This is a genomic window from Cupriavidus sp. PET2-C1, from assembly GCF_054515855.1.
The window spans coordinates 1,429,579-1,452,393 of the sequence record NZ_CM137259.1 but is presented as its reverse complement, the minus strand read 5'-3'; the positions used below and the strand labels follow the sequence as shown (position 1 = coordinate 1,452,393).

General features: G+C 65.7%; 24 protein-coding genes. 8 read left to right on the top strand and 16 right to left on the bottom strand.

The annotated features are described in order from the left end of the window. Window positions 1-6: 6 nt before the first annotated feature. Window positions 7-540 (bottom strand): FKBP-type peptidyl-prolyl cis-trans isomerase, encoded by a 534-nt coding sequence (locus tag ACX12D_RS06645; RefSeq protein WP_043344946.1) that lies wholly within the window; start codon window positions 538-540, stop codon window positions 7-9. Between the two features lie 11 nt (window positions 541-551). Between ACX12D_RS06645 and ACX12D_RS06640 the strand changes: the two genes are divergently transcribed. Together ACX12D_RS06640 and ACX12D_RS06635 are read left to right on the top strand one after the other, a co-directional pair. After that, entirely contained in the window at window positions 552-1,760 is a 1,209-nt protein-coding gene (locus tag ACX12D_RS06640) for a JmjC domain-containing protein (RefSeq protein ID WP_459373362.1), read from the top strand. A gap of 199 nt (window positions 1,761-1,959) precedes the next feature. Beyond that, a complete protein-coding gene (locus ACX12D_RS06635) occupies window positions 1,960-2,196 on the top strand; it encodes a hypothetical protein (protein ID WP_459373361.1) in 237 nt (78 codons plus the stop codon). Between the two features lie 96 nt (window positions 2,197-2,292). Here ACX12D_RS06635 and ACX12D_RS06630 read toward each other — a convergent pair whose 3' ends face one another. The 8 genes from ACX12D_RS06630 to ACX12D_RS06595 all read right to left on the bottom strand — a co-directional run bounded on the left by ACX12D_RS06630 (window position 2,293) and on the right by ACX12D_RS06595 (window position 9,658). After that, the gene (locus ACX12D_RS06630; protein WP_459373360.1) at window positions 2,293-3,081 is read right to left on the bottom strand and encodes an MBL fold metallo-hydrolase; all 789 of its coding nucleotides are present in this window, start codon (window positions 3,079-3,081) and stop codon (window positions 2,293-2,295) included. A 79-nt stretch (window positions 3,082-3,160) separates the two neighbouring features. After that, window positions 3,161-4,369 carry an outer membrane protein assembly factor BamC gene (gene bamC, locus ACX12D_RS06625; RefSeq protein WP_459373359.1) on the bottom strand — a complete coding sequence of 403 codons (1,209 nt, stop codon included), beginning with the start codon at window positions 4,367-4,369 and terminating at the stop codon, window positions 3,161-3,163. A 45-nt stretch (window positions 4,370-4,414) separates the two neighbouring features. After that, window positions 4,415-5,299, bottom strand: coding sequence for a 4-hydroxy-tetrahydrodipicolinate synthase (gene dapA / locus ACX12D_RS06620; protein WP_459373358.1), 885 nt, complete (start codon window positions 5,297-5,299; stop codon window positions 4,415-4,417). Between the two features lie 150 nt (window positions 5,300-5,449). Then, a complete protein-coding gene (locus tag ACX12D_RS06615) occupies window positions 5,450-6,046 on the bottom strand; it encodes a class I SAM-dependent methyltransferase (RefSeq protein ID WP_459373357.1) in 597 nt (198 codons plus the stop codon). Then, window positions 6,043-7,245, bottom strand: coding sequence for a tryptophan--tRNA ligase (locus ACX12D_RS06610; RefSeq protein ID WP_459373356.1), 1,203 nt, complete (start codon window positions 7,243-7,245; stop codon window positions 6,043-6,045). The genes ACX12D_RS06615 and ACX12D_RS06610 overlap by 4 nt, the downstream gene beginning before the upstream one ends. Window positions 7,246-7,333: 88 nt before the next feature. After that, a complete protein-coding gene (locus ACX12D_RS06605) occupies window positions 7,334-7,999 on the bottom strand; it encodes a site-2 protease family protein (protein ID WP_174422809.1) in 666 nt (221 codons plus the stop codon). Window positions 8,000-8,047: 48 nt separating this feature from the next. Then, window positions 8,048-8,671, bottom strand: a complete 624-nt coding sequence (locus tag ACX12D_RS06600) for an L-threonylcarbamoyladenylate synthase (protein WP_441633700.1) — start codon at window positions 8,669-8,671, stop codon at window positions 8,048-8,050. A 141-nt stretch (window positions 8,672-8,812) separates the two neighbouring features. Further along, entirely contained in the window at window positions 8,813-9,658 is an 846-nt protein-coding gene (locus ACX12D_RS06595) for a 3',5'-nucleoside bisphosphate phosphatase (protein ID WP_459373355.1), read from the bottom strand. A gap of 225 nt (window positions 9,659-9,883) precedes the next feature. Between ACX12D_RS06595 and ACX12D_RS06590 the strand changes: the two genes are divergently transcribed. Continuing rightward, window positions 9,884-10,996, top strand: a complete 1,113-nt coding sequence (locus tag ACX12D_RS06590) for an NAD(P)/FAD-dependent oxidoreductase (protein ID WP_459373354.1) — start codon at window positions 9,884-9,886, stop codon at window positions 10,994-10,996. Window positions 10,997-11,023: 27 nt separating this feature from the next. Here the strand turns inward: ACX12D_RS06590 and ACX12D_RS06585 are convergent, their stop codons facing one another. Further along, on the bottom strand, window positions 11,024-11,917 hold the full coding sequence (locus ACX12D_RS06585; RefSeq protein ID WP_459373353.1) for an alpha/beta fold hydrolase: 894 nt from the start codon (window positions 11,915-11,917) through the stop codon (window positions 11,024-11,026). Between the two features lie 151 nt (window positions 11,918-12,068). Here ACX12D_RS06585 and ACX12D_RS06580 point away from each other — a divergent pair, with 151 nt between their 5' ends. Both ACX12D_RS06580 and ACX12D_RS06575 read left to right on the top strand, forming a co-directional pair. Next, entirely contained in the window at window positions 12,069-13,802 is a 1,734-nt protein-coding gene (locus ACX12D_RS06580; protein ID WP_459373352.1) for an acyl-CoA synthetase, read from the top strand. A gap of 559 nt (window positions 13,803-14,361) precedes the next feature. Then, window positions 14,362-14,718 carry a hypothetical protein gene (locus ACX12D_RS06575; protein WP_459373351.1) on the top strand — a complete coding sequence of 119 codons (357 nt, stop codon included), beginning with the start codon at window positions 14,362-14,364 and terminating at the stop codon, window positions 14,716-14,718. On the opposite strand, the gene ACX12D_RS06570 is transcribed toward ACX12D_RS06575, so the two are convergent. Continuing rightward, entirely contained in the window at window positions 14,691-15,611 is a 921-nt protein-coding gene (locus ACX12D_RS06570; RefSeq protein ID WP_459373350.1) for a ferritin-like domain-containing protein, read from the bottom strand. The genes ACX12D_RS06575 and ACX12D_RS06570 overlap by 28 nt on opposite strands. A 131-nt stretch (window positions 15,612-15,742) precedes the next feature. Here ACX12D_RS06570 and ACX12D_RS06565 point away from each other — a divergent pair, with 131 nt between their 5' ends. The 3 genes from ACX12D_RS06565 (at window position 15,743) to ACX12D_RS06555 (ending at window position 17,889) form a co-directional block, all read left to right on the top strand. Next, on the top strand, window positions 15,743-16,267 hold the full coding sequence (locus ACX12D_RS06565) for a gamma carbonic anhydrase family protein (RefSeq protein ID WP_006160208.1): 525 nt from the start codon (window positions 15,743-15,745) through the stop codon (window positions 16,265-16,267). 47 nt (window positions 16,268-16,314) lie between these two features. Further along, the gene (gene hslO / locus ACX12D_RS06560) at window positions 16,315-17,343 is read left to right on the top strand and encodes an Hsp33 family molecular chaperone HslO (RefSeq protein WP_459373349.1); all 1,029 of its coding nucleotides are present in this window, start codon (window positions 16,315-16,317) and stop codon (window positions 17,341-17,343) included. A gap of 126 nt (window positions 17,344-17,469) precedes the next feature. Then, window positions 17,470-17,889: a hypothetical protein gene (locus ACX12D_RS06555; RefSeq protein WP_459373348.1), complete on the top strand. Its 420-nt coding sequence runs from the start codon at window positions 17,470-17,472 to the stop codon at window positions 17,887-17,889. A 157-nt stretch (window positions 17,890-18,046) separates the two neighbouring features. Here ACX12D_RS06555 and ftsB read toward each other — a convergent pair whose 3' ends face one another. From ftsB to ACX12D_RS06530, 5 genes are all read right to left on the bottom strand, one after another. Beyond that, entirely contained in the window at window positions 18,047-18,385 is a 339-nt protein-coding gene (gene ftsB, locus ACX12D_RS06550; protein WP_441633681.1) for a cell division protein FtsB, read from the bottom strand. A gap of 89 nt (window positions 18,386-18,474) precedes the next feature. Further along, window positions 18,475-19,764: a phosphopyruvate hydratase gene (eno, locus tag ACX12D_RS06545; RefSeq protein WP_150983858.1), complete on the bottom strand. Its 1,290-nt coding sequence runs from the start codon at window positions 19,762-19,764 to the stop codon at window positions 18,475-18,477. Between the two features lie 97 nt (window positions 19,765-19,861). Further along, complete coding sequence (locus ACX12D_RS06540) at window positions 19,862-20,152, bottom strand: DUF1330 domain-containing protein (RefSeq protein ID WP_459373347.1); 291 nt, start codon at window positions 20,150-20,152, stop codon at window positions 19,862-19,864. 90 nt (window positions 20,153-20,242) lie between these two features. Further along, on the bottom strand, window positions 20,243-21,115 hold the full coding sequence (kdsA, locus tag ACX12D_RS06535) for a 3-deoxy-8-phosphooctulonate synthase (RefSeq protein ID WP_459373345.1): 873 nt from the start codon (window positions 21,113-21,115) through the stop codon (window positions 20,243-20,245). A gap of 29 nt (window positions 21,116-21,144) precedes the next feature. Next, entirely contained in the window at window positions 21,145-22,797 is a 1,653-nt protein-coding gene (locus tag ACX12D_RS06530; protein ID WP_043344927.1) for a CTP synthase, read from the bottom strand. Window positions 22,798-22,815 lie beyond the last annotated feature (18 nt).

Genomic DNA, 22,815 nt, shown 5'->3' with positions numbered 1-22,815 from the left:
GCGCACTCAGTGCAGCGTGCGGCTGCTGTCGCCTTCGTCGTCCTCGTCTTCGTCCACGACTTCGATGCCCGAGGCGCCATGCGCGTGGCCGTGCTGTACTTCGTCGCCCGTGGCTTCGCGGACTTCCGCCACCTGCAGCCAGAAACGCAGCGCCATGCCGGCCAGCGGGTGGTTGCCATCCAGCACCACCTTGTCTTCGGCCACGTCGGTCACGGTGTAGATGATCGAGTCTTCGTCGTCGCCGTCTTCAGGCACGCCTTCGAACTGCATGCCGACTTCCAGCGGCTCGGGGAAACGGTCGCGCGGCTCTACCTTGACCATATCGGCGTCGTAATCGCCGAAGGCTTCCTCGGGCTCGAGCTGCAACTGGGTTTCAAAGCCGGCTTCATGGCCTTCCAGCGCTTCCTCGATCTTGGGGAACGTGCCATCATATCCGCCGTGCAAGTAAACCATCGGCTCATCCGACTCCTCGATCAGATTGCCCTGCGCATCCGACAGCTTGTACACCACGGATACCACCGTGTTCTTAGCGATTTTCAATTCTTGACTCCATGAACGATTCCGCATTATACGCGCAGGCCTTGCCCCCCGGCCCCGTCGATCCAGACGCGCCGATTACCCTCCTGGGTGGCATGACGCCAGCTGCTTTCATGCGCGATATCTGGCACCGCAAACCCCTGTTGATTCGACAAGCCGTACCGGGAATCGTGCCGCCGGTATCGCGCGAGTCGCTTTTCCAACTGGCCGACCGCGACGACGTCGAGTCACGCCTGGTGTCGCACTTTCGCAACCGCTGGAAGCTCGAACAAGGCCCCTTCGCCGCCGACAACCTGCCCTCCCTGAAAGCCCGTCAATGGTCGCTGCTGGTGCAGGGCGTTAACCTCCACGATAGTGCAGCCGCGGACTTGCTGGGGCAATTCCGTTTCGTCCCGGATGCGCGCCTGGACGACCTGATGGTCAGCTACGCCACCGACGGCGGCGGCGTGGGTCCGCACTTCGATTCCTACGACGTTTTTCTGCTGCAAGTATCGGGCCGGCGCCGCTGGCGCATCTCGTCCCAGACCAAGCTCGACCTGGTCCCGGACCTGCCGCTCAAGATCCTGGCGGACTTCACGGCCGAAGAAGAATGGGTGCTGGAGCCAGGCGATATGCTGTACCTGCCACCTCAGTACGCCCACGACGGCGTGGCCGACGGCGAGTGCATGACGTACTCGATCGGCTTTCGCGCGCCGGCCTACCGCGAACTGGCGGGGCACTTCCTGGCCTGGCTGTCGGAAACGGTCGAGGACAACGAGGATTTGAGCGGGCGCTACGCGGATGCCGGCGAGCCGGCTACGTCACATCCGGCCCAACTGCCTGCCCAGATGGTGCGGGCGGTGACCGAAAAGCTGAGCGCCCTCCGTTGGTCGGGTAGCATGGTTTCGGAGTTTCTGGGCGCGCATCTCTCCGAGCCCAAGCCAAGCGTGGAGTTTGCGGAAATATCCGAAATCACGCTGAAGAAATACAACAAACTCGCCCTGTCTCATGGCGTCGTGCTTGCGCCGGGATCGATTGCGTTGTATGACCGCACGCATTTCTTTATCAATGGCGAAGCTTACGAGCCGCCCTCGGCGCTGGCGCGCTGGCTGCGCCTGCTGGCGGACCAGCGCTGCCTGAGCGCCACGGAAGTGGCTGCCTGCGCGGATCTGCCGGATCTGATGGAGACTTTCCATCACTGGGCGCTGGAGGGCTGGCTGCAATTCGGACCCGCCTCGCTGTAATAATCCGTAACAACCAAAAACAGGAAAAGACAGCGCTACACAAGCCGGGAAAACGCGGATATAATCACCGGCTGGCTAGTACTGTGTACCACTGCATTTGTCGGCACCCGGGAGAGCCTCTATTTTGCAGTTCAAGAGCGATAATTACCGGTAATTATTCATCGCCTGTTTTTCTGTTATTAAAGTTAAAGGACGAACAATGAAGAAGTCTCTCCTGATCGCATCGCTGCTCGCCGCCGTTGCTCTCGCCGCTTGCGGCAAGAAAGAAGAAGCCGCTGCTCCGGCACCGGAAGCTTCGGCTCCGGCTGCTGCTGCTCCGGCTGAAGCATCGGCTCCGGCTGCTGCTGCTCCCGCTGCTGACGCATCGGCTCCGGCCGCTGCCGCTGACGCTTCGGCACCGGCTGCTGACGCATCGGCTGCTACTGCTAAGCAGTAATCGGTCTCGATCGATAAAAAAGCCGACCTTCGGGTCGGCTTTTTTACGTCTGTCGCTTTTACGTCTGCAGGTTTCGCCAGCGCATTGCGCCCCGCCTCAGGCCCTGACGGGCTGCCAGCCCAGTCCTTCGTGCTGGTCCGCCACCAGGATTTCGTCGGACGACACGCCCAGCACCGTGGCCAGCGCCTGGGTGGCCAGCTCTCGGGTATTGTTCTGCTGGCTCAGGTGCGCTGCCACCACGCGCTGCAGCCCCGCATGCGCCACTCGCTCCAGGATGCCGGCCGCCACTTCATTGGCAAGGTGGCCAAAATCGCCGCCAATGCGCCGCTTCAGCGAATATGGGTAGGCGGAATTGCGCAGCATCTCCCGATCGTGGTTACATTCCAGCACCAAGGCATGCACCCCCGCCAGCCGCGCGGTGACGTAAGGCGTCTCCATGCCGGCATCGGTCAGCACGCCCAGGCGGGCGTCACCGTCACTTAGCACGAACTGCAACGGCTCACGCGCATCGTGCGGCACGGTGTAGGGGAGGATGTGGAAGTTGCCGATCACCAGCGGATGGTCGGCACCACACACGCGCACATCGGCCTTGTCCGCCCCGCGCATGTGCGAGGTGGCAAGCCAGGTGCCGTGGCTGGTATGTACCGGCAGGTCGTGACGGGAAGCAAAGGCGTAGGCCGAGCCGACATGATCGCCGTGCTCGTGGGTAACCAGCACGGCATCGAGCTGATCCGGCGTGATGCCGAGCCGCTCCAGCCGCCGCGCGGTTTCGCGAATGCCAAAGCCGCAATCGAGCAACACCCTGGTCGTGGTGGTGCCCTCTTGCGACTCGATCAACAGGGAATTGCCCTCGCTGCCGCTGCCGAGGAAGGCGAAGCGCATCATGCGCTTGCCTCCCCCGGCAGCCCGGCGAGCCACCGCGCGGCCGGGCGCCGCGGGGTGGTTTGCGTGACCCGCATCCCGGTCAGCGCAGTTGCTCGTCGAGCAGCGTCAGAATGCGTTTGCCGACTTCGGTGCCTTCCGGCTGGCCCGCGTCGTTTTGCACCGTCACGGTCGTGCCGGTGCCATCACCCTTCAGTGCCACGCGATACTTCTTCGCCTTCTTGCTGTCCTCGGTGCCGGTCTTGGTGAACAGCTTGGAGAAGAAACCGCGATTGTCCACGGTGTCGCGCGGGTCGACATAGCGCACGTAGTACAGGCCTTGCGCGCGGTCCCGGTCTTCCACCGTGAAGTTCACGCGGTCCAGCGCCAGGCCGACCGAGCGCCAGGCGCGGTCGAACGGCTCGGACAACTGCAGTGCCTGGCTGCCATTGACCTGGGTCAGGTTGGCAGTGGCGCTAGGCGCTGCACCCTTTGCGGCAGTGGCGCCCGCAGCGGCGGCTGCCGGCGAAGCGGGGTTCTTGGCCATGCGGTCGGCCTGCTCCTTCTGCACGCCCAGGCGCTGCGCGAAGCGCGAAAGGAATTCGGCCTCCAGCTCAGGATCGGAGGGGCGCGGCGTCCAGGTCGTGGTCGACTTGTCGATGCCCGTCAGTTGCTCCTGCGCACCACGGTGGCTGATGAAGACCTCCAGGTTGCCGTTCTGCGAGCGCTCCACGCGCGTGCGGAACTTGTCGCGCTCGGACGTCGAGTACAGCCCGTCGAAGACCTTGCCGATCGTGTTGCGGATGAAATCCTGCGGGATCTTGGCGCGGTTCTCGGCCCAGTCGGTTTCCATGATGCCGGTCTCGGGCGAGTCCTGCACCAGCAGGAAACCGCTCTCCTGCCAGAATTCACGCATCGACTGCCACAGCTTGTCCGCCGGCATGCCGTTGCTGATCACCAGCCAGCGCTGGTTGCCGTCGCGCTCCATGCGGATGCCTTGCGTGGAGGGCAGCACGTTCTCGGCGCCCGCCTGCTGCTGCACGACCTTGTTCGACTGGTTGTAGGTCGACAAGGTGGACGTGCCGTTCTGATCCGGCACGGAGTAGCGGCGATCGCCTTCGATCTTGGTCAGGTCCGGCGGCACGTCCAGCGTGGAGGTGCGCTTGGCAGCGGACTTGTAGTCGATCTTGTCGGGCGCCATCGCGTCGTTGATGCTGCTGCAACCGGACATCGCGCTTGCCACTAGCACGGGCAAGACCAGGGCGGCACGGCCAACTTGCGTTGCACCGTGGCGGTTAAGCTTGAGTTTCATTGACACGCAATCCTAGTTGAGGGATGACGGCAAAACACAGTGCGATCAGCCGAGCAGGCCGGCCGCCGACAGCGCCTTGCGCACCACATCGTGGTATTCCGGTGACAGCGGAGTAAGCGGGAGGCGGATGCCACCCTGCATTTTGCCCATTTGCTGGAGCGCCCACTTGACGGGAATCGGGTTGGCCTCGACAAACATCGCCTTGTTCAGCGCAACCAGTTCCATATGGATGCGACGCGCGGTAATCGCGTCGCCCTTCAGGGCAGCCACGCACAATTCGTGCATCTTGCGCGGCGCCACGTTGGCCGTGACGGAGATATTGCCATGGCCGCCCAGCAGCATCAGGGCAATCGCCGTGGGATCGTCGCCACTGTAGATGGAGAAGCCCTGCGGCGCATCCATGATCAGTTGCGCGGCACGGTCGATATTGCCGGTCGCTTCCTTGACGCCGATGATGCCCGGCACCTGCGCCAGGCGCAGGATGGTTTCGTGCTGCATGTCGGCCACGGTACGGCCCGGCACGTTGTACAGCACGACAGGCAGTTCCACCGCTTCCGCGATCGTGCGGAAATGGCGATACATGCCCTCCTGGGTGGGCTTGTTGTAGTAGGGCACCACCTGCAGCGACGCGTCGGCGCCGACCTGCTTGGCAAACGCGGTCAGCTCGATCGCTTCCTTGGTCGAGTTGCCGCCGGTGCCGGCGATGATCGGGATGCGCTTGTCGGCCTGCTCCACGGCGACGCGGATCAGTTCGCAATGCTCATCCACGTTCACCGTGGGCGACTCGCCGGTGGTGCCGACGATCACGATGCCATCAGTGCCCTCGGCCACGTGCCAGTCGACCAGGGCGCGCAGCGCGGGGAAATCCAGGCTGCCATCTTCCTGCATCGGCGTCACGATAGCGACGATGCTGCCGTTAATCTGTGTCATAACGTTTGAGAATTCGAGAAACGAATACCGCGATTGTACCGGATACCCAAGGCCTTCCGACCGCACCTTCGACCGGGGAAAACCCAAGGCGGTTCAACGCGTGAAGCCCAGGTCTCGCCGACCGGGCCCGCAGATAGCCGGGGCCGCACTTCAGCCCGGCAAAGGATACCGCGGCGGCGCTCCGCCGCTCGTTTTGCCTATCTCTTCGCGAATCGCGCAAATACGCTGCACAAAGGCAGCTTTAGGCACTTCCAGCACTCCATCTTCGTAGGCAATCACCCGCAAGATGCCGTGCACGGCATCCAGCAACTCGCCCGGCTGCAGCAGGAAATCCGGGTTCGAAGGCTTGCCCACGGTCTCGTTGCCAGCCGCGAAAGTTTCGTAAAGAAACACGCCGCCCGGCGCCAGCGCAGCGAACAAATGCGCCCAAAGCGGCCTGTGCAGGTAATTGGTGACCACGATCGCGTCGAAGCCCGGCTCGTCCGCCAACGGCCACGTGCCCTGCTCCAGGTCCGCCGGGCGCGTGTCAACGCCTTCGGGCAAAGCCGCCAGCGCGGCCAATGCCGCCGCATCGCGATCGACGGCCAGCACCGCATGGCCGCGGCGCGCGAACCAGGTGGCGTGGCGGCCGTTGCCGCAGGCCAGGTCGAGCACGCGGCCGCCCGGGCGCACCAGGTGCGCCCAGCGCACCACCCACGGCGACGGTGCGCCGAGCGGCGCGTGGGGGATGCCCGCCGCCGTGCTCACCGGTACCCCAGGCCGATGACGGCGCGCACGTCACGCATCGTCTCGCGCGCCACCTGGCTGGCCTGGTCGCAGCCGTGGTCGACAATGGCGCGCAGCAGCGCGGGATCGTCCATGTATTTTTGCGCCCGCTCCAGCATGGGCTGCTGCTCGCGCAGGATGCCCTCGATCACTGGCTGTTTGCATTCGATGCAGCCGATGCCAGCACTGCGGCAGCCCTTCTCGACCCACTCGCGGGTGGGCCCGTCCGTGTAGACCTGGTGCAGTTGCCACACCGGGCAACGCGCCGGGTCGCCGGCATCGGTGCGGCGCACGCGGGCCGGATCTGTCGGCATGGTACGCACCTTCTTTTCCACCGACGCCTTGTCCTCGCGCATGCGGATGGTGTTGCCATAGGACTTCGACATCTTCTGGCCGTCCAGCCCGGGCATGCGCGATGCCGCGGTCAGCAGCGCCTGCGGCTCGACCAGGATGGTCTTGCGCGAGCCGCCGAGGTAGCCCAGCAGCAATTCACGGTCTTCGGCGGCCAGGCTCTGCGACTGCGCCACCAGCGCGCCGCCCTCCTCGAACGCCTCTGCCTTGCCCTGCTCCTGATAGGCGCGGCGCAGTTCCAGATAAGCCTTGGTGCGCTTGCCGCCCAGCTTTTTGGCGGCTTCCTGCGCCTGCGCCTCGAAGTCCGGCTGGCGCCCGTACAGATAGTTGAAGCGGCGCGCGATCTCGCGCGTGACCTCCACGTGCGGCACCTGGTCCTCGCCCACCGGCACGCGGCCGGCGCGGTAGATCAGGATGTCGGCGGCCTGCAGCAGCGGATAGCCGAGAAAGCCGTAGGTGGAAAGATCCTTGTCCTTGAGCTTCTCGATCTGGTCCTTGTAGGTCGGCACCCGCTCGAGCCAGGCCAGCGGCGTACCCATCGACAGCAGCAGGAACAGTTCGGCATGCTCAGGCACGCGGCTCTGGATAAACAGCGTGGCGCGCTCGGGATCGACGCCGGCGGCAAGCCAGTCGATCAGCATCTCCCACACGGATTCGCCGATCACCTCCGGCGATGCGTAGTGCGTGGTGAGCGCGTGCCAGTCTGCCACGAAGAAGAAACAGGGATATTCGGCCTGGAGCTGGACCCAGTTCCTGAGTACGCCGTGATAGTGGCCCAGGTGCAGCGCGCCGGTAGGCCGCATGCCGGAAAGAACGCGATCGGGAAACATGTCTATCTGTATTTGTGGGAATTGGTGCAGGTACGGGTACGCGGTTTCGAGGTCGGCGCCGGCATGGGCGCCAGGGCCGCGGCGCGGCTTACTGCACCAGCGCCAGGATGGGTTGCAGCATCAGCAACACCAGGCTCCTGAGCGCCCCCATCACCGGCTGCATCCACACTTTGGTGATCACGCCAGCCGCCACCAGCGCCAGCACCACGAAGATGCCGTAGGGCTCGATGCGCGACACCGCATGCGCGATGCGCTGCGGCAATAGCGCGGTCAGCACGCGGCCGCCGTCGAGCGGCGGCACGGGGAACAGGTTGAACGCAGCCATCACCAGGTTGACCAGCACGCCAGCCTGCGCCATCTGGGTAAAGAAAGGCTCCTGCACCCTGGCCACCACCAGGCCGACCGCCACCAGCGCCCACAGGAAGGCCTGCAGCACATTGCTGCCCGGGCCCGCCAGCGCCACCCACATGCCATGCCAGCGCGGATTGCGCAGGTGGTCGAAGGCAACCGGCACCGGCTTGGCGTAGCCGAAGACAAACTGGCCGCTGGTCATGAAATAGAGCAGCAGCGGCACCGCGATGGTGCCGATGGGATCGATATGGCGCGCCGGGTTAAGGCTGACGCGGCCCATCGAATAGGCGGTGTTGTCGCCAAACAGCTTGGCCACATAGCCGTGCGCGGCTTCATGCAGCGTAATGGCGAACAGGACCGGCAGGGCGTAGACCGCTAGGGTCTGAATCAGAGAAGAATCCATGGGTCGCTATTGTACCGGGGCCGCGGCAAAGCGACTGTTCGGTGGCAATCACAGTCCAAAACGCTCGATATCGCCACGTCCCTGCCGCACCAGCTCGGGCTCGCCCGCGGTCAGGTCAATCACCGTGGTCGGCTGCGCGGGCGCGGCGCCGCCGCAGATCACCAGTTCCAGCAGTTTTTCCAGCCGGGCGCGGATCACCTCCGGCTCGTTGAGCGGGGCTTCGTCGCCCGGCAACTGCAGGGTGGCCGAAATCAGCGGCTCGCCCACTTCGGCCAGCAGCGCCAGCGGAATGGGATGGTCGGGCACCCGCACGCCAATGGTCTTGCGGGCGGGATGCGAGAGCCGGCGCGGCACTTCCTTGGTGGCCTCGAGGATGAAGACGTAGGGCCCGGGTGTCGCGCCCTTGAGCCAGCGGTACTGCCGGTTGTCCACCCGCGCGAAGTTGCCAAGCTCCGACAAATCGCTGCACAGCAGGGTCAGATGGTGCTTGTCATCGATCCCGCGCAAGCGGCGCAGCCGCTCTACCGCGGCCTTGTCGTCGAGCCGGCAGGCCAGTGCGTAGCTGGAGTCGGTGGGCAAGGCAATCAGCCCGCCCTGCCCGATGATCTGCGCGGCCTGCTTGATCAGGCGGGACTGCGGGTTGAGCGGATGGATCTCGAAGTATTGGGACATGTGCGGGCCTGGGGCGACCGGCCGCGGGATGGGCGCAAACGCCGCGCGCATTCCGGGCCAGTTCTGCGATGGAGAGAAGCGAAGGGAGCGCATGGCGGGTTCGGGCGGGCTGGGCGCCGGGCGGCCGTTGGCCGGCGCGGCTTACCAGTCATGCCAGACCGGGGTGACCGACGACGGCAGCGGCGGCAGCGAGCCCAGCTCGATCCGTCCCTCGCCCGGCCCATGGAAGTCCGAGCCGCGCGAGCCCAGCAGGCCATAGTGATGCGCGACATTGGCATACTGCCGGTACTGCTCCGGCGTATGGCTGCCAGTGACCACCTCGACCGCGGCCCCGCCGAGCTGCTTGAACTCGTCGAACAGCGCATCGTGCTGGAGTTGCGTGTAGTTGTAGCGGCCCGGGTGCGCCATCACCGGAATGCCGCCGGCGGCCTGGATCCAGCCCACCGCATCGGCCAGTCTGGCCCAGCGGTGCCCGACATAGCCCGGGCAGCCATCGCCGAGGTAGTCGTCGAACACCTCGCTGATGGTCTTGCACCGCCCTTCTTCGACCAGCCAGCGCGCGAAATGGGTGCGAGAGATCAGGTCGGGATTGCCGACATGGCGCAGCGCGCCCTCGTAGGCGCCCTCGATGCCGATCGCGGCCAGCGCTTCGCCGATGTCCTGCGCCCTGGCGGCCCGCCCGGAGCGCGTGGCTGCCAGGCCATTGACCAGCACCTGGCTGTCCGGGTCGATCTGCAAGCCAACGATATGCACGGTCTGCCCGGCCCACGTCACCGAGATCTCCACCCCGGGCACGTAGCGCATGCCGAGCGCCTCGGCCGCGGCCCGCGCCCTGGCCTGGCCCTTGACCTCGTCATGGTCCGTCAGCGCCCAGAACGCCACGCCACCGGCGTGCGCGCGCGCGGCCACGTCCTCGGGGGACAACATGCCGTCGGACACCGTGGAATGGCAATGCAGATCTGCGTTGATTGCGTGTGAATTTTGCATACGTCTATTCTACTCTCGCGATAATTCCGCGTTAATCCCACGTCAATCCGACCTCAATCCGACTTTAATCCGGCGCCGATGCGTGCCGCGTGGGCTGGCCCACACATCCGCGCCGATAGCCCTGCCGCCAACGCTGGCGTAGGCGGCAGGGCCGGCCCCGCGCGGTATAGTTGGGGCCTGACGACCCTCCTGCCAGGCGCCGCCACGCGCGCCGCCCGCCATGCCATGCCGACCCAAACCCCTGCTTGCGCCACGCCCGATTCCCGCACCCCGACCGTCCCGGCCGACGTGATCCGCACCGATGTGCTGATCGTCGGCGCCGGCCCGGTCGGCCTGTTTGCCGCCTTCCAGGCGGGCGTGCTGGGGCTGAAGTGCGAGCTCATCGACGTGCTGGACCGCGCCGGCGGACAGTGCGCCGAGCTCTACCCGGAAAAGCCGATCTACGACATCCCCGCGGTGCCGGGCTGCCTGGCGCAGGACCTGGTCGACCGCCTGCTCGAGCAATGCGCGCCGTTCGCCTTTCCCATGCATTTCAACGAGCGGGCCAACGGCCTGGCCGAGATCCCGCCGGAACCGCACGCCACAGCCGGCCATGAGCACCCGCACCGCCTGCTGGTCACAACCGACACCGGCAAGCGCTTCGACGTGGCCGCGGTGCTGATCTGCGCCGGCGCCGGCGCGTTCGCCCCGCAACGCGTGGCGCTGCCCGAAGCCGCCGCGCTGGAAGACCGCCACCTGCATTACGCAGTGCGCGACACCGCGCGCTTCGCCGGCAAGCGCGTGGTGGTGGCCGGCGGCGGAGATTCCGCCCTGGACTGGGCGCTGGCGCTGCGCAAGACCGCCGCGCGCGTCACGCTGCTGCACCGCCGGGAAGGCTTTCGCGCGGCCGACGGTGCGGTGGCCGAAATGCGCGCGGCCGTGGCCGCCGGCGAGATGGATTTCGTGGTGGGCATGCTGGGCGCGCTCAAGACCGAGGGCGGCTCGCTGGCCGGGGTCGACATTCGCACCCGGGACGACACGATCAGCCTGCCTGCCGACGAACTCGTAGCGCTGTACGGCCTCGTCTCCGAGCCCGGCCCGATCGCCCAGTGGGACCTCGACATGCGCGCAGGGCGCATCACGGTGGATACCACCACCTACGAAACATCCCGCCGCGGCATCTTCGCCGCGGGCGACATCGCGTTCTACCCCAACAAGCAAAAGCTCATCCTGTCTGGCTTCCACGAGGCTGCGCTGGCCCTGCGGCGGGCCTATCACTATGCCTTCCCGGAAAAGGCGCTGGTCCATGTGCACACCAGCAACAACGCCACGCTCAAGGAAAAGCTGACGCACGCCTGAGCGCGACAGCCTGCACGGCCCACGGCGTCAGGCGCAGAAAGACTCGATCAGCCCGGCAACCACCCGCGGCTGGTCGTGATGCAACATATGGCCTGCGTCATCGACAATGGCTTCGCGGAAATCGCGAAACGCCTTGAAGCGCTGCTTGAACTCCGCCAGCGGCTGGCCCTTGGCGATGTGGCTGAGGGTCTGCGAATTGCGCGCCTCCACGTGCAGCACCGGCGCGGTGGCCTGCGCCCAGATCGCCATCACCTCGTCGAGCCGGTACAGCACCGGATTGACCATCTTGTGCGCGGCATCGCCAAGGATCTCCCAACGGCCTTGCGCATTGCGCGCTGACCAGTGCTCGGCCAGGAAGGCGGCGCGGTCATCGGGCAGGCGCGGATTGGTCTTCTGCAGCCGTGCCGCCACCGCCTCCACGCTGTCATAGGCGCGCAACGGCTGGCGCTCGCGCAATTCGTCGAGCCAGCGCGCATAGCGCCCGGGTGCTTGCTCGGCGCGCGTGCCTGTCATGCCAAACCCCTCCAGGTCGACCACGCGGCGCACCCGCTCGGGACGGATGCCGGCATAGAAGCAGGCCACGTTGGCGCCCATGCTGTGCCCCACCAGGTTCACCGGCGCGTCCGGCTGGAAGTGGTCGAGCACCGCCTCGAGATCGGCGACGTAGTCGGGAAACCAGTAGGACTCGGTGCCGGGATAGCGCGTGGGCCAGTCGGTCTGGCCAAAGCCGCGCCAGTCCGGGGCGATCACATGCCAATCGCGTTCCAGCGCGTCCACCATGAACTGGAACGAGGCGGCCACGTCCATCCAGCCATGCAGCAGGAACAGGGTGGGCGCGCCGGGCTCGCCCCAGTGGCGCACGTGCATGTTAAGGCCGCGCAACGTGATAAATTCCGAGCGCGAGGTTTCTCTTATTGTCATGGTGTCTCCCCGGGTGCCTTTTCCCTGATCGTGGCGGACGCTTTCACCCGCGGCAACGGGGGAAGCCTAAAAATAGAACGATCGTTCGTTTGCGGATTATAGCGGCAAGCCGGCCCGGCCCGCATCCCGAACGCAACCCAGGAGACCCAGCATGGCCGCACCCGCCCTGCCAGCAAGCCGGCGCGACGACTATCCCGCGCTGTACACGCAATTCCACTGGCATGTGCCCGAGTTTTTCAACCTGGCTGACGCATGCTGCGGGCGCTGGGCGCGCGACCCCGCCACGATGGATCGCATCGCGGTCCACACCGAGCACGAGGACGGGCGCCGCGCCAGCTATAGCTACGCCTTCATCCAGGCCGAGGCCGATCGCCTCTCCCGGGCGCTGCGCACGCTGGGTGTGGCGCGGGGCGACCGCGTGGGCATCGTCATGCCACAGCGCATCGAGACGGTGATTGCGCATATGGCGATCTACCAGCTCGGCGCCATCGCCATGCCGTTGTCGATGCTGTTCGGCCCGGAGGCCCTGGCGTACCGCCTCCAGCACAGCGAGGCGTGCGTGGCGATTGCCGACGAATCCTCCATCGACAACGTGCTGGCCGCGCGCGCGGAGTGCCCCGCGCTGGCCACGGTGATCGGCGCCGGTGCCGCCGTGGGCCGCGCGGAGCACGATTGGGATGCGCTGCTGGCCGCCGAGCTGCCGGCGTTCACCGCGGTCGAGACCAAGGCCGACGAGGCGGCGGTGCTGATCTACACCAGCGGCACCACCGGCCCGCCCAAGGGCGCCCTGATCCCGCACCGCGCGCTGATAGGCAACCTCACCGGCTTCGTCTGTTCGCAAAACTGGTTTCCCCAGGCCGGCGACGTGTTCTGGAGCCCGGCGGACTGGGCCTGGACCGGCGGGCTGTGGGATGCATTGATGCCCACGCTGTATTTCGGCAAGACCATCGTGGGCTATCAGGGCAGGTTCTCCGCCCAAACCGCCTTCGAGCTGATGGCGCGCTATCGTGTCACCAATACCTTCCTGTTTCCCACCGCGCTCAAGCAGATGATGAAAACCTGCCCCGCGCCGCGCGCGCATTACCAGCTGCACCTGCGCGCGCTGATGAGCGCGGGCGAAGCCGTGGGAGAAACCGTGTTCGCCTGGTGCCGCGACGCGCTCGGCGTGGTCGTCAACGAGATGTTCGGCCAGACCGAGATCAACTACATCGTGGGTAACTGCACCGCGCAGAACAACGATGGCCAGCTAGGCTGGCCAGCACGCCCGGGCTCGATGGGCAGGCCCTACCCCGGCCATCGCATCGCCGTGGTCGACGACGAAGGCAGGCCCTGCGCGGCGGGCGAGGACGGCGAGGTGGCCGTGTGCAGCACCGACGTCCACGGCCATCCCGACCCCGTGTTCTTCCTGGGCTACTGGCGCAACGAGGACGCCACCGCCGGCAAGTACCTGGAGCGCGACGGCCTGCGCTGGTGCCGCACGGGCGACCTGGCGCGCATCGACGAAGACGGCTACCTGTGGTACCAGGGGCGCGCCGACGATGTCTTCAAATCCTCCGGCTACCGCATTGGCCCGAGCGAGATCGAGAACTGCCTGCTCAAGCATCCCGCCGTGTCGAACTGCGCGGTGGTGCCCTCGCCGGACCCGGAGCGCGGCGCGGTGGTCAAGGCGTTCATCGTGCTGGTGCCATCGATCGCGCGTTCGGCGCAGGCCGACGCCGCGCTGGTCGCCGAGCTGCAGGAGCATGTGCGCGGCCAGCTTGCGCCGTACGAATATCCCAAGATCATCGAATTCATCGCGCAGTTGCCGATGACCACCACCGGCAAGATCCAGCGACGCGTGCTGCGCGAGATCGAAGCCCGGCGCGCCACGCCAGCGCACCCGTAGCACTGGCAGGCGGGTGCTGCCGCAAGGCTCGCACCCGCCCTGTTCCTGGCGCTCAAACCCGCCCCCCAAGCCCCGCCTCCCGGTGTCCGGCCGGCACAACCTGCCGCGCCACGGACAACCGATCGCGCGCATCGAGATGCGCCGCCCTCCCGGCAGTCAAGTTTTCGCCGAATCTGACGTTAGCAAGGACATGCGGAGCGCATCGCAATGGCGCATCCCATTTGGCAGATCAGGCCACACGTTCCAGTCGCAGGAGGGGGGGCATCCATGCCAGCTCATTTTTTCCGAGAAATTTATAAGATTATTCATATAAATGCCAATCGGAACCATTCCCTTTTCGCCCTTTTAATCAGGGTAATTCCCATACCCCGTCCATTAGCATCTGCACGGTGGATAGCGGCGTATTCCGCAACCCGACCTAACAGAGTAGTGCAAAAAAAATGGTTGGGAAAACTCGGATTATCTTGATTGTTTTTCCCAATCTTGGGAAATAAAGTTCCCAAAGAGCACGCAGAAATTTCCCAATGTGCTTCAAGTCAATGACGAACAGGAGATCACGATGAGCACGTTTGCAAGCACCGGCCGCGCCGCCTCCCACCGCTTCGCGCTCCGGCTGCCGTTGGCCCTGGCGAGTGCTTTGCTTTCGGTATCCGCGTGGGCCGCGGATGGCGTGATCTACTTCCGGGGGGCCATCGTCGCGCCCCCCTGCAATACGCAAATCAGCACGAGCGGGACTGCCTCGGTCAGTTGCCCGGCAAACGGCACCCATTCCGCGGAGTCTGCCTCCCTGCCGCTGTTGCCTGGCCGGGTCGTCCAGCTGACGACCGCGCGCGCCTTTGTCGAGCCAGTGCAATTCGCGGCAGGCCCGGGCGGCGGCAGCAAGCGGGGCTACATCGTGGTGACGGAATACAACTGAGCGGCCTGTCCCTCGAGCCACGCCAGCTCATCCTCGTCAAAACCCGCCGCGCGGCGCGCTGCCAGGTTGAAGGGCGGCCGCAGGCGCGGCGCCTGGTACCGCGCGGCCAGCTCGGCGTAGGTGGCGACGGGGTCCAGGCCACGGGCGGCGCATAGCCAGCGGTACCAGCGGTTGCCGATGGCTACGTGGCCCACCTCGTCGCGCAGGATGATGTCGATGATGGCGGCGGCCTCATGATCGCCCGCGGCCGCGAGCTTGGCGCGCACCGGCGGCGAGGCATCCAGCCCGCGCGCCTCCAGCGTGCGCGGCACCAGCGCCATGCGCGCCAGCACATCGCCGGCAGTCTTGTCGGCCATCTCCCACAGGCTGTTGTGCGCCGGAAAATCGCCGTAGCGCGCATCCAGCGTGGCCAGGTGCTGCGCGAGCAGGCTGAAATGCAGCGCCTCCTCGTCGGCCACGCGCAGCCAGTCCAGGTAGAAGGCTACCGGCATCGCGTCGAATCGCCAGATGGCGTCCAGCGCCAGGTTGATCGCGTTGAACTCGATATGTGCGAGCGCATGGATCAGCGCCGCGCGGCCGGCGGGCGTATGGATGGACCGCCGCCGCTCCACCCGCTGCGGCGCCACCAGTTCGGGTAGCGGCGGCCGGCCGGGCAGCGGCAGTTCGGCCGCGATCGCCTCGCCGATGCCCAGGGCCTCCGGCGCCATGGACTCGGCCGCCAGCCGCATCCGGCGCGTGGCCGCGGCCTTCTCGTGCGCGTCGCTCAGGCACAGGATGGCAAGCGCCTGGCGGCGCAAGGACGGCGCCGCCAGGCCGGATAAAGCGCCAGGCGCGGCACCGCGATCGGGGTCAGGGGCGCCAGGAGTGACGGCATCGGGTAGGTTTGCTGGCATAAGCGTAAAATCCGGTTTGCCGCCATTGTAGGGCCCGGCAGGTGGCGCTCCATGCCAGCAGGCCTGCCCGCGACCCTTTAAAGCCTGGCGGCAAACCCCATATACCCATACGAACTTGTGCAGGAGACCCCATGGCGCTTTACCAGCTCGGCGACGTTGCCCCCACCATCGATCCGGATGCCTACGTGGCGCCGGAGGCCACCATCATCGGCAACGTGACGCTCAAGGCACGTGCCAGCGTATGGCCAGGCGTGGTGATTCGAGGCGACAACGAGCCGATCGTGGTTGGCGAGTCCAGCAATGTGCAGGAAGGCACCGTGCTCCACACCGACCCCGGCTGCCCGCTGACCATCGGCGACAAGGTCTCGATCGGCCACCAGGCCATGCTGCACGGCTGCACCGTGGGCGAAGGCTCGCTGATCGGCATCCAGGCGGTGATCCTGAACCGTGCCGTGATCGGCAAGGAGTGCCTTGTCGGCGCCGGCGCCGTGGTCACTGAAGGCAAGGTGTTCCCGGACCGCTCGCTGATCCTCGGCGCGCCGGCCAAGGTGGTGCGCGAGCTCACCGAGCAGGACGTGGCCAATCTGTATCGCAACGCCGAGACCTACGCCACCCGCCAGGCCATGTACAAGACACAACTCAAACGCATCGACTAAGCGACCAAGGCGCCGCGCCAGCGGCTCCGATTTACCGACGGATCATCGTGACTGACACCACCACCCCTGACACCCTGCAGAAATTCCTGTTCGACGCGGCCCCCGTGCGCGGCGAGCTGGTACGCATGCAGGCCACCTGGCAAGAAGTGCTGCGCCGCAATCATTACCCCACGCCGGTGCGCCGGCTGCTGGGTGAAATGATGTCGGCCGCCGCCCTGCTTTCGGCCAACCTGAAGTTCAACGGCGCGCTGGTGATGCAAGTGCACGGCGATGGCCCGGTGCGCATGCTGGTGGTGGAATGCTTGTCCGACCTGTCGATGCGAGCCACGGCCAAGCTGGCCGAAGGCGTGACGCTGGCCGACGACGCCACGTTGGCGGATCTCGTCAACGTCAGCGGCCACGGCCGCTTCGCCATCACGCTGGACCCGCAGGACAAGCTGCCCGGGCAGCAGCCGTACCAAAGCATCGTGCCGCTGGCCGATAAGCATGGCCCGATGACATCCATGACCGCCGTGCTCGAGCACTATATGCAGACGTCCGAGCAGCTCGACACGCGGCTATGGCTGGCCGCCGACGACAAGGTCGCCGCAGGCATGCTGCTGCAAAAGCTGCCCTCCTACGGTGGCACGCTGGAAGGCCACGCCGAGCGTGAGCCCGCGCAAGTCGGCGAAACCGGCGCGCCGCTGGCGGACACCGCCCGCGCGCAGGACCTCGACACCTGGGACCGTGCCTGCCAGCTCGGCGCCACGCTGAAGGACGCCGAACTGCTGGCCGAAACGCCGGACACCCTGCTGCGCCGCCTGTTCTGGGAAGACCTGGAAGCCACCGGCCTGCGTGTGTTCGAGCCGCTGACCCCGCACTTCCAGTGCTCGTGCTCGCGCGCCAAGGTGGCGGGCATGCTGCAGAACCTGGGCCGCGTGGAGATTGAAGACATCCTGGTGGAACGCGGCGAAGTGGAAATCCAATGCGATTTCTGCGGCCAGCAATACCACTTCGACCCGGTCGATTGCGCGCAGCTGTTCACGCCGGTCCCCGTGGCTACCGGCGCCGGCGACGGTGCGGACCAGCAACACTGAGCGGCAGCTCGCGGGACGGCGATGCGCGCGACGGCGCGAGCCATGATGCGAAGCGCGACGGCGGGAACCTTTCCGCCCCGCGCCCGGGTCCAAGCGTCAGCGCCCCACCAGAGTCAGGGAGTCATCATGTCCGCCTTGTCCACCTTGTCCGCTTTGTCCTCTCACCCGTCCGCCACGATCAGCGCAATGCTGCTTGGCGCCGTGCTGGCCTGTGGTGGCTGCGCCCAGTTGCCGCGCGACCTCAACGGCTCGCCGCCGACTGCCCGCCTGGCGCCCAACGGCGTGCCGCCGCCGCCCGTCACCGCGGAAGACATCCAGAAGATCGGCGAGCTGAACCGCCAGGTACTGCGCGAACAGGATGCCGCGATTGCCCGCCAGCAACAGGCGGAAGCCATGGCGCGGGCGGCAACCTACTATGCCTATCCCTCGCCTAGCTGGAACCTGTATTACGGTGGCTGGGGCGGCGGGCACTGGGGTGGCGGAGTCGGCTTCGGCAGCCCGGGATACCGGGGCTGGGGCTACGGTGGCTACCCGTACTGGTGGTAAGCCGCCGGCGAGGCTGGCGCAGCAAACGGCCAAGGACGCGAGCGTGCCGCATCCATGCCGTTGCAGGGCGACGGTGGCAGACGCGACGAGACAGAAAACGGGAAAGACGCCAGCCAGTGGCGCTTAGTGGGCGCTAGCGGGCGCTTAGTGCGGGCGCTTAGTGGCGATTGAATGCCGGGGAGTTCGCCGGAGGCGGCAGCGGAGGCGTGGCGCTGACCTTGGGGGCCGGTGCCACGAACTGCACGAACACCTCGCCGTCCCTGACCATGCCCAGCTCATAGCGGGCACGCTCTTCAATGGCGCCGGTGCCATCCTGCAGGTCCTTCACTTCCCCTTCCAGCTTGGCATTGCGCAGCTTGAGCGCCTGGTTGTGCGCGCTCTGCTCCTGCACCTGCTTGTCCATCTCCCACACACGCAGCCAGCCGCCCTTGCCCAGCCATAGCGGATACTGGATGGCGAGCAACAGCACAAACAACAGCAACGAGATCAGGCGCATGGATTCTGGCGCTTAAGCGAAAAAAGGGAGTGGCGTCATGCGTCATGCGCCGGCCGCGGCAATGTGCGCGGCCGGCGCATGGCACGCGCTTAGCGCAGATTGTAGAACGCGCTCTTGCCGGGGTAGCTGGCGATATCACCGAGATCTTCCTCGATGCGCAGCAGCTGGTTGTACTTCGAGATACGGTCCGAACGCGACAGCGAGCCGGTCTTGATCTGGCCGGCGTTGGTGCCCACCGCGATATCGGCGATGGTGCTGTCCTCGGTTTCGCCCGAACGGTGCGAGATCACGGCCGTGTAGCCGGCGCGCTTGGCCATTTCGATGGCGGCGAAGGTTTCGGTCAGGGTGCCGATCTGGTTGATCTTGATCAGGATCGAGTTGCCGATGCCCTTTTCAATGCCTTCCTTCAGGATCTTGGTGTTGGTGACGAACAGGTCGTCGCCCACCAGCTGCACGCGCTTGCCCAGCTTGTCGGTCAGCACCTTCCAGCCTTCCCAGTCGCCTTCGCCCATGCCGTCCTCGATCGACACGATCGGGAACTTGTCGCACAGGTTGGCCAGGTAGTCGGCGAACTGGGTCGAGGTCAGCTTCAGGCCTTCGCCATCCAGGTGGTACTGGCCTTCGGCTTCGTGATAGAACTCGGTCGCCGCGCAGTCCAGCGCCAGCAGCACGTCTTCGCCGGCACGATAGCCAGCCTTCTCGATGGCCAGCAGGATGGTGTTCAGGCACTCTTCGTTGGAAGCGAAGTTGGGGGCAAAGCCGCCCTCGTCGCCAACCGCCGTGGACATGCCCTTGTCGGACAGGATCTTCTTCAGTGCGTGGAACACTTCAGCGCCGCAACGCAGGGCTTCACGGAAGCTCGTTTGCGACACCGGCATGATCATGAATTCCTGGATGTCCAGGCTGTTGTTGGCGTGCGCGCCACCGTTGACGATGTTCATCATCGGCACCGGCATCTGCATCGCGCCCGAACCACCGAAGTAGCGGTACAGCGGCAGGCCGGCTTCTTCGGCAGCGGCGCGGGCCACGGCCATCGACACGGCCAGCGTGGCGTTGGCGCCAAGGCGGGCCTTGTTGTCGGTGCCGTCGAGGTCGATCAGGGTGCGGTCCAGGAAGGCTTGCTCGGAAGCGTCCAGGCCCATGATGGCTTCGGAGATTTCGGTATTGATATGCTCGACCGCCTTCAGCACGCCCTTGCCGAGGTAGCGCGACTTGTCGCCGTCACGCAGCTCGATGGCTTCGCGCGAGCCGGTGGATGCGCCCGACGGCACTGCCGCGCGGCCCATCACGCCGGATTCGAGCAGGACGTCGCACTCGACCGTCGGGTTACCGCGCGAGTCGAGAACTTCGCGACCGATGATATCTACGATTGCACTCATGGATTCCTCTTGGACTGTTGATGCTTGATGACTTCTTACTACACGGGCGTCATGCCCTGGACTACCGCTGGCTACAGCTGACTGAGCTGGCTGACGCTCAAGCGCCTTCCACCACGATCATGTTCATGCGCGCGGCATGCTCGCGCGACTTGCGCGCGGCGCGGTATTCCTCGCTGTCGTGGAACGACTTTGCCGCGTCATAGCTGGGAAACTTCAGCACGACCACGCGCGTCGGGGCCCAGTCGCCCTCGAGCCTCTCGGTCTTGCCGCCGCGCACCAGTACCTCGGCACCATGCACCTTCATGGCATGGCTGGAGAGCACTTTGTACTCTTCATACTGCTGGGGATCGGTGACATCGACGTGGGCAATGATATAGCCGCTGGCCATGGCGTATCTCCGTGTGTTCTTATGATGTTGATTCTACTTGGCTGATCATGGCCGCCTGATGACGGCCATGACCGCGGTGGCACGGCAAGCTCAGGCGCAAACCGCCGGCCAGCCGAAATTGTCTTCCAGGAATCCGGCGCGCTTGACCAGGGTGTCCAGGTCCTTGAGCACCGACAGCAGTTCCTTCATGCGCGACAGCGGCACGGCGTTGGGGCCGTCCGACATGGCCTTGCTCGGATCCGGATGGGTTTCCATGAACAGGCCCGCCACGCCAACCGCCACGGCGGCGCGGGCCAGCACCGGCACGAACTCGCGCTGGCCGCCCGAGCTGGTGCCCTGGCCGCCCGGCAGCTGCACCGAGTGAGTGGCGTCGAACACCACCGGCGCGCTGGTCTCGCGCATGATCGCCAGCGAGCGCATGTCCGAGACCAGGTTGTTGTAGCCGAAGGAAACGCCGCGTTCGCAGGCCATGAAGCTGTCTTCCGGCAGCCCGGCCTCGCGCGCGGCATCGCGCGCCTTGTCGATGACGTTCGTCATGTCGTGCGGCGCGAGGAACTGCCCCTTCTTGATATTGACGGGGCGGCCGCTCTGCGCGCAGGCACGGATGAAGTCAGTCTGCCGGCACAGGAAGGCCGGCGTCTGCAGCACGTCGACCACGGCTGCCACCGGCTTGACCTCGTCGATCTCGTGGATGTCGGTCAGCACCGGCACGCCGATCTCGCGCTTGACGGTGGCGAGGATCTCGAGACCCTTCTCCATGCCCAGCCCGCGGAAGGTCCGGCCCGACGAGCGGTTGGCCTTGTCGAACGAGGACTTGTAGATAAAGGGAATGCCAAGCTCGCTGGTGATCGCCTTGAGCTCGCCGGCCGTATCCAGCGCCATCTGCTCGGACTCGATCACGCACGGGCCAGCGATCAGGAAGAAGGGGCGGTTCAGGCCGACGTCAAATCCACAGAGTTTCATCGCTAATCTCCTGCTTGCGGTGCCGGGGCTCAGCCCGCCTTCTTCTGCTGGCTGGCCAGCGCCGCTTCCACGTAGGCCTTGAACAGCGGATGGCCATCGCGCGGGGTGGAGGTGAATTCCGGGTGGAACTGCACGCCCACGAACCACGGGTGCAGGCTTTCCGGCAGCTCCATCATCTCGGGCAGGTCTTCGGTCGGCGTACGGGCCGAGATCACCATGCCCGCCTTTTCCAGCGTCGGCACGTAGTGATTGTTGACTTCGTAGCGGTGGCGATGGCGCTCGTTGACTTCCGGGCCATAGATCTGGCTGGCCTTGGTCCCGGCCTTGACCGGCACGCGTTGCGCGCCAAGGCGCATGGTGCCACCCAGGTCGGACTCGGCGGAGCGCTGCTCGACCTTGCCTTCGCGATCCACCCACTCGGTGATCAGCGCGACCACCGGATGTTCGGTTTCCAGGTTGAACTCGGTGGAGTTGGCGTCGGCCATCGCCGCCACGTGGCGCGCGAACTCGATCACGGCCAGCTGCATGCCCAGGCAGATGCCCAGGTACGGCACCTTGTTCTCGCGAGCGTACTGGATCGCGCGGATCTTGCCTTCCGTGCCGCGCTTGCCGAAGCCGCCCGGGACCAGGATGGCGTCCAGCGGCTTGAGCACTTCGAGGTGGCCCGATTCGAGTTCTTCCGAATCGATGTACTCGATGTTCACGCGGGTGGCGGTGTGCATGCCGGCGTGGCGCAGCGCTTCGATCAGCGACTTGTAGGATTCGGTCAGGTCGACATACTTGCCCACCATGCCGATGGTGACCTCGTGCTGCGGGTTTTCCTGGGCATTGACCAGGCGCTGCCACATGGAGAGATCGGCCGGCTTCGGATCGATACGCAGCTCCTCGCAGATCAGGCGGTCAAGGCCTTGCTCGTTGAGCATCTGCGGGATCTTGTAGATGCTGTCCACGTCCCACACCGAGATCACGGCTTCTTGCGGAATATTGGAGAACAGCGAAATCTTGGCGCGCTCTTCGTCCGGAATCGGGCGGTCGGCGCGGCACAGCAGCGCGGTCGGCGAGATGCCGATTTCACGCAGCTTCTGCACCGAGTGCTGGGTCGGCTTGGTCTTGAGCTCGCCGGCGCTGGCAATAAACGGCACCAGCGTCAGGTGCACGAAGGCAGCGTGGTTGCGGCCCATGCGCAGGCTCATCTGGCGCGCGGCTTCCAGGAAGGGCAGCGATTCGATGTCACCCACCGTGCCGCCGATCTCCACCAGCGCAACGTCCGCCTTGCCACCGTGCGACGCAGCCGCGCCGCGCTCGATGAAGGCCTGGATTTCGTTGGTGATGTGCGGGATCACCTGCACCGTCTTGCCGAGGTACTCGCCCCGGCGTTCCTTGCGGATCACCGATTCGTAGATCTGGCCCGTGGTGAAGTTGTTCGACTTGCGCATCTTGGCCGAGACGAAGCGCTCATAGTGGCCAAGATCGAGGTCGGTTTCCGCACCGTCTTCCGTGACGAACACTTCGCCGTGCTGGAAGGGGCTCATCGTGCCGGGATCGACGTTGATGTAGGGATCTAGCTTGAGGAGGGTGACTTTGAGGCCGCGCGACTCGAGAATGGCCGCGAGCGAAGCAGCAGCGATGCCCTTGCCGAGAGAAGAGACGACACCACCGGTGACGAAGACGAATTTGGTCATAAACCGAGCTTGCCGGGG

What these genes read in the sequence shown, in the direction of transcription:
- ACX12D_RS06555 (WP_459373348.1), top strand. Translation starts at nt 17,470, where the DNA reads ATGTCCGCCTTGTCCACCTTGTCCGCTTTGTCCTCTCACCCGTCCGCC.
- ACX12D_RS06600 (WP_441633700.1), bottom strand. Translation starts at nt 8,671, where the DNA reads ATGTCCCAATACTTCGAGATCCATCCGCTCAACCCGCAGTCCCGCCTG.
- ACX12D_RS06570 (WP_459373350.1), bottom strand. Translation starts at nt 15,611, where the DNA reads ATGCCAGCAAACCTACCCGATGCCGTCACTCCTGGCGCCCCTGACCCC.
- ACX12D_RS06590 (WP_459373354.1), top strand. Translation starts at nt 9,884, where the DNA reads ATGCCGACCCAAACCCCTGCTTGCGCCACGCCCGATTCCCGCACCCCG.
- ACX12D_RS06585 (WP_459373353.1), bottom strand. Translation starts at nt 11,917, where the DNA reads ATGACAATAAGAGAAACCTCGCGCTCGGAATTTATCACGTTGCGCGGC.
- ACX12D_RS06565 (WP_006160208.1), top strand. Translation starts at nt 15,743, where the DNA reads ATGGCGCTTTACCAGCTCGGCGACGTTGCCCCCACCATCGATCCGGAT.
- ACX12D_RS06580 (WP_459373352.1), top strand. Translation starts at nt 12,069, where the DNA reads ATGGCCGCACCCGCCCTGCCAGCAAGCCGGCGCGACGACTATCCCGCG.
- ACX12D_RS06575 (WP_459373351.1), top strand. Translation starts at nt 14,362, where the DNA reads ATGAGCACGTTTGCAAGCACCGGCCGCGCCGCCTCCCACCGCTTCGCG.
- bamC (WP_459373359.1), bottom strand. Translation starts at nt 4,369, where the DNA reads ATGAAACTCAAGCTTAACCGCCACGGTGCAACGCAAGTTGGCCGTGCC.
- ACX12D_RS06540 (WP_459373347.1), bottom strand. Translation starts at nt 20,152, where the DNA reads ATGGCCAGCGGCTATATCATTGCCCACGTCGATGTCACCGATCCCCAG.
- kdsA (WP_459373345.1), bottom strand. Translation starts at nt 21,115, where the DNA reads ATGAAACTCTGTGGATTTGACGTCGGCCTGAACCGCCCCTTCTTCCTG.
- ACX12D_RS06610 (WP_459373356.1), bottom strand. Translation starts at nt 7,245, where the DNA reads ATGTTTCCCGATCGCGTTCTTTCCGGCATGCGGCCTACCGGCGCGCTG.
- ftsB (WP_441633681.1), bottom strand. Translation starts at nt 18,385, where the DNA reads ATGCGCCTGATCTCGTTGCTGTTGTTTGTGCTGTTGCTCGCCATCCAG.
- dapA (WP_459373358.1), bottom strand. Translation starts at nt 5,299, where the DNA reads ATGACACAGATTAACGGCAGCATCGTCGCTATCGTGACGCCGATGCAG.
- ACX12D_RS06605 (WP_174422809.1), bottom strand. Translation starts at nt 7,999, where the DNA reads ATGGATTCTTCTCTGATTCAGACCCTAGCGGTCTACGCCCTGCCGGTC.
- ACX12D_RS06635 (WP_459373361.1), top strand. Translation starts at nt 1,960, where the DNA reads ATGAAGAAGTCTCTCCTGATCGCATCGCTGCTCGCCGCCGTTGCTCTC.
- ACX12D_RS06630 (WP_459373360.1), bottom strand. Translation starts at nt 3,081, where the DNA reads ATGATGCGCTTCGCCTTCCTCGGCAGCGGCAGCGAGGGCAATTCCCTG.
- eno (WP_150983858.1), bottom strand. Translation starts at nt 19,764, where the DNA reads ATGAGTGCAATCGTAGATATCATCGGTCGCGAAGTTCTCGACTCGCGC.
- ACX12D_RS06530 (WP_043344927.1), bottom strand. Translation starts at nt 22,797, where the DNA reads ATGACCAAATTCGTCTTCGTCACCGGTGGTGTCGTCTCTTCTCTCGGC.
- ACX12D_RS06640 (WP_459373362.1), top strand. Translation starts at nt 552, where the DNA reads ATGAACGATTCCGCATTATACGCGCAGGCCTTGCCCCCCGGCCCCGTC.
- ACX12D_RS06595 (WP_459373355.1), bottom strand. Translation starts at nt 9,658, where the DNA reads ATGCAAAATTCACACGCAATCAACGCAGATCTGCATTGCCATTCCACG.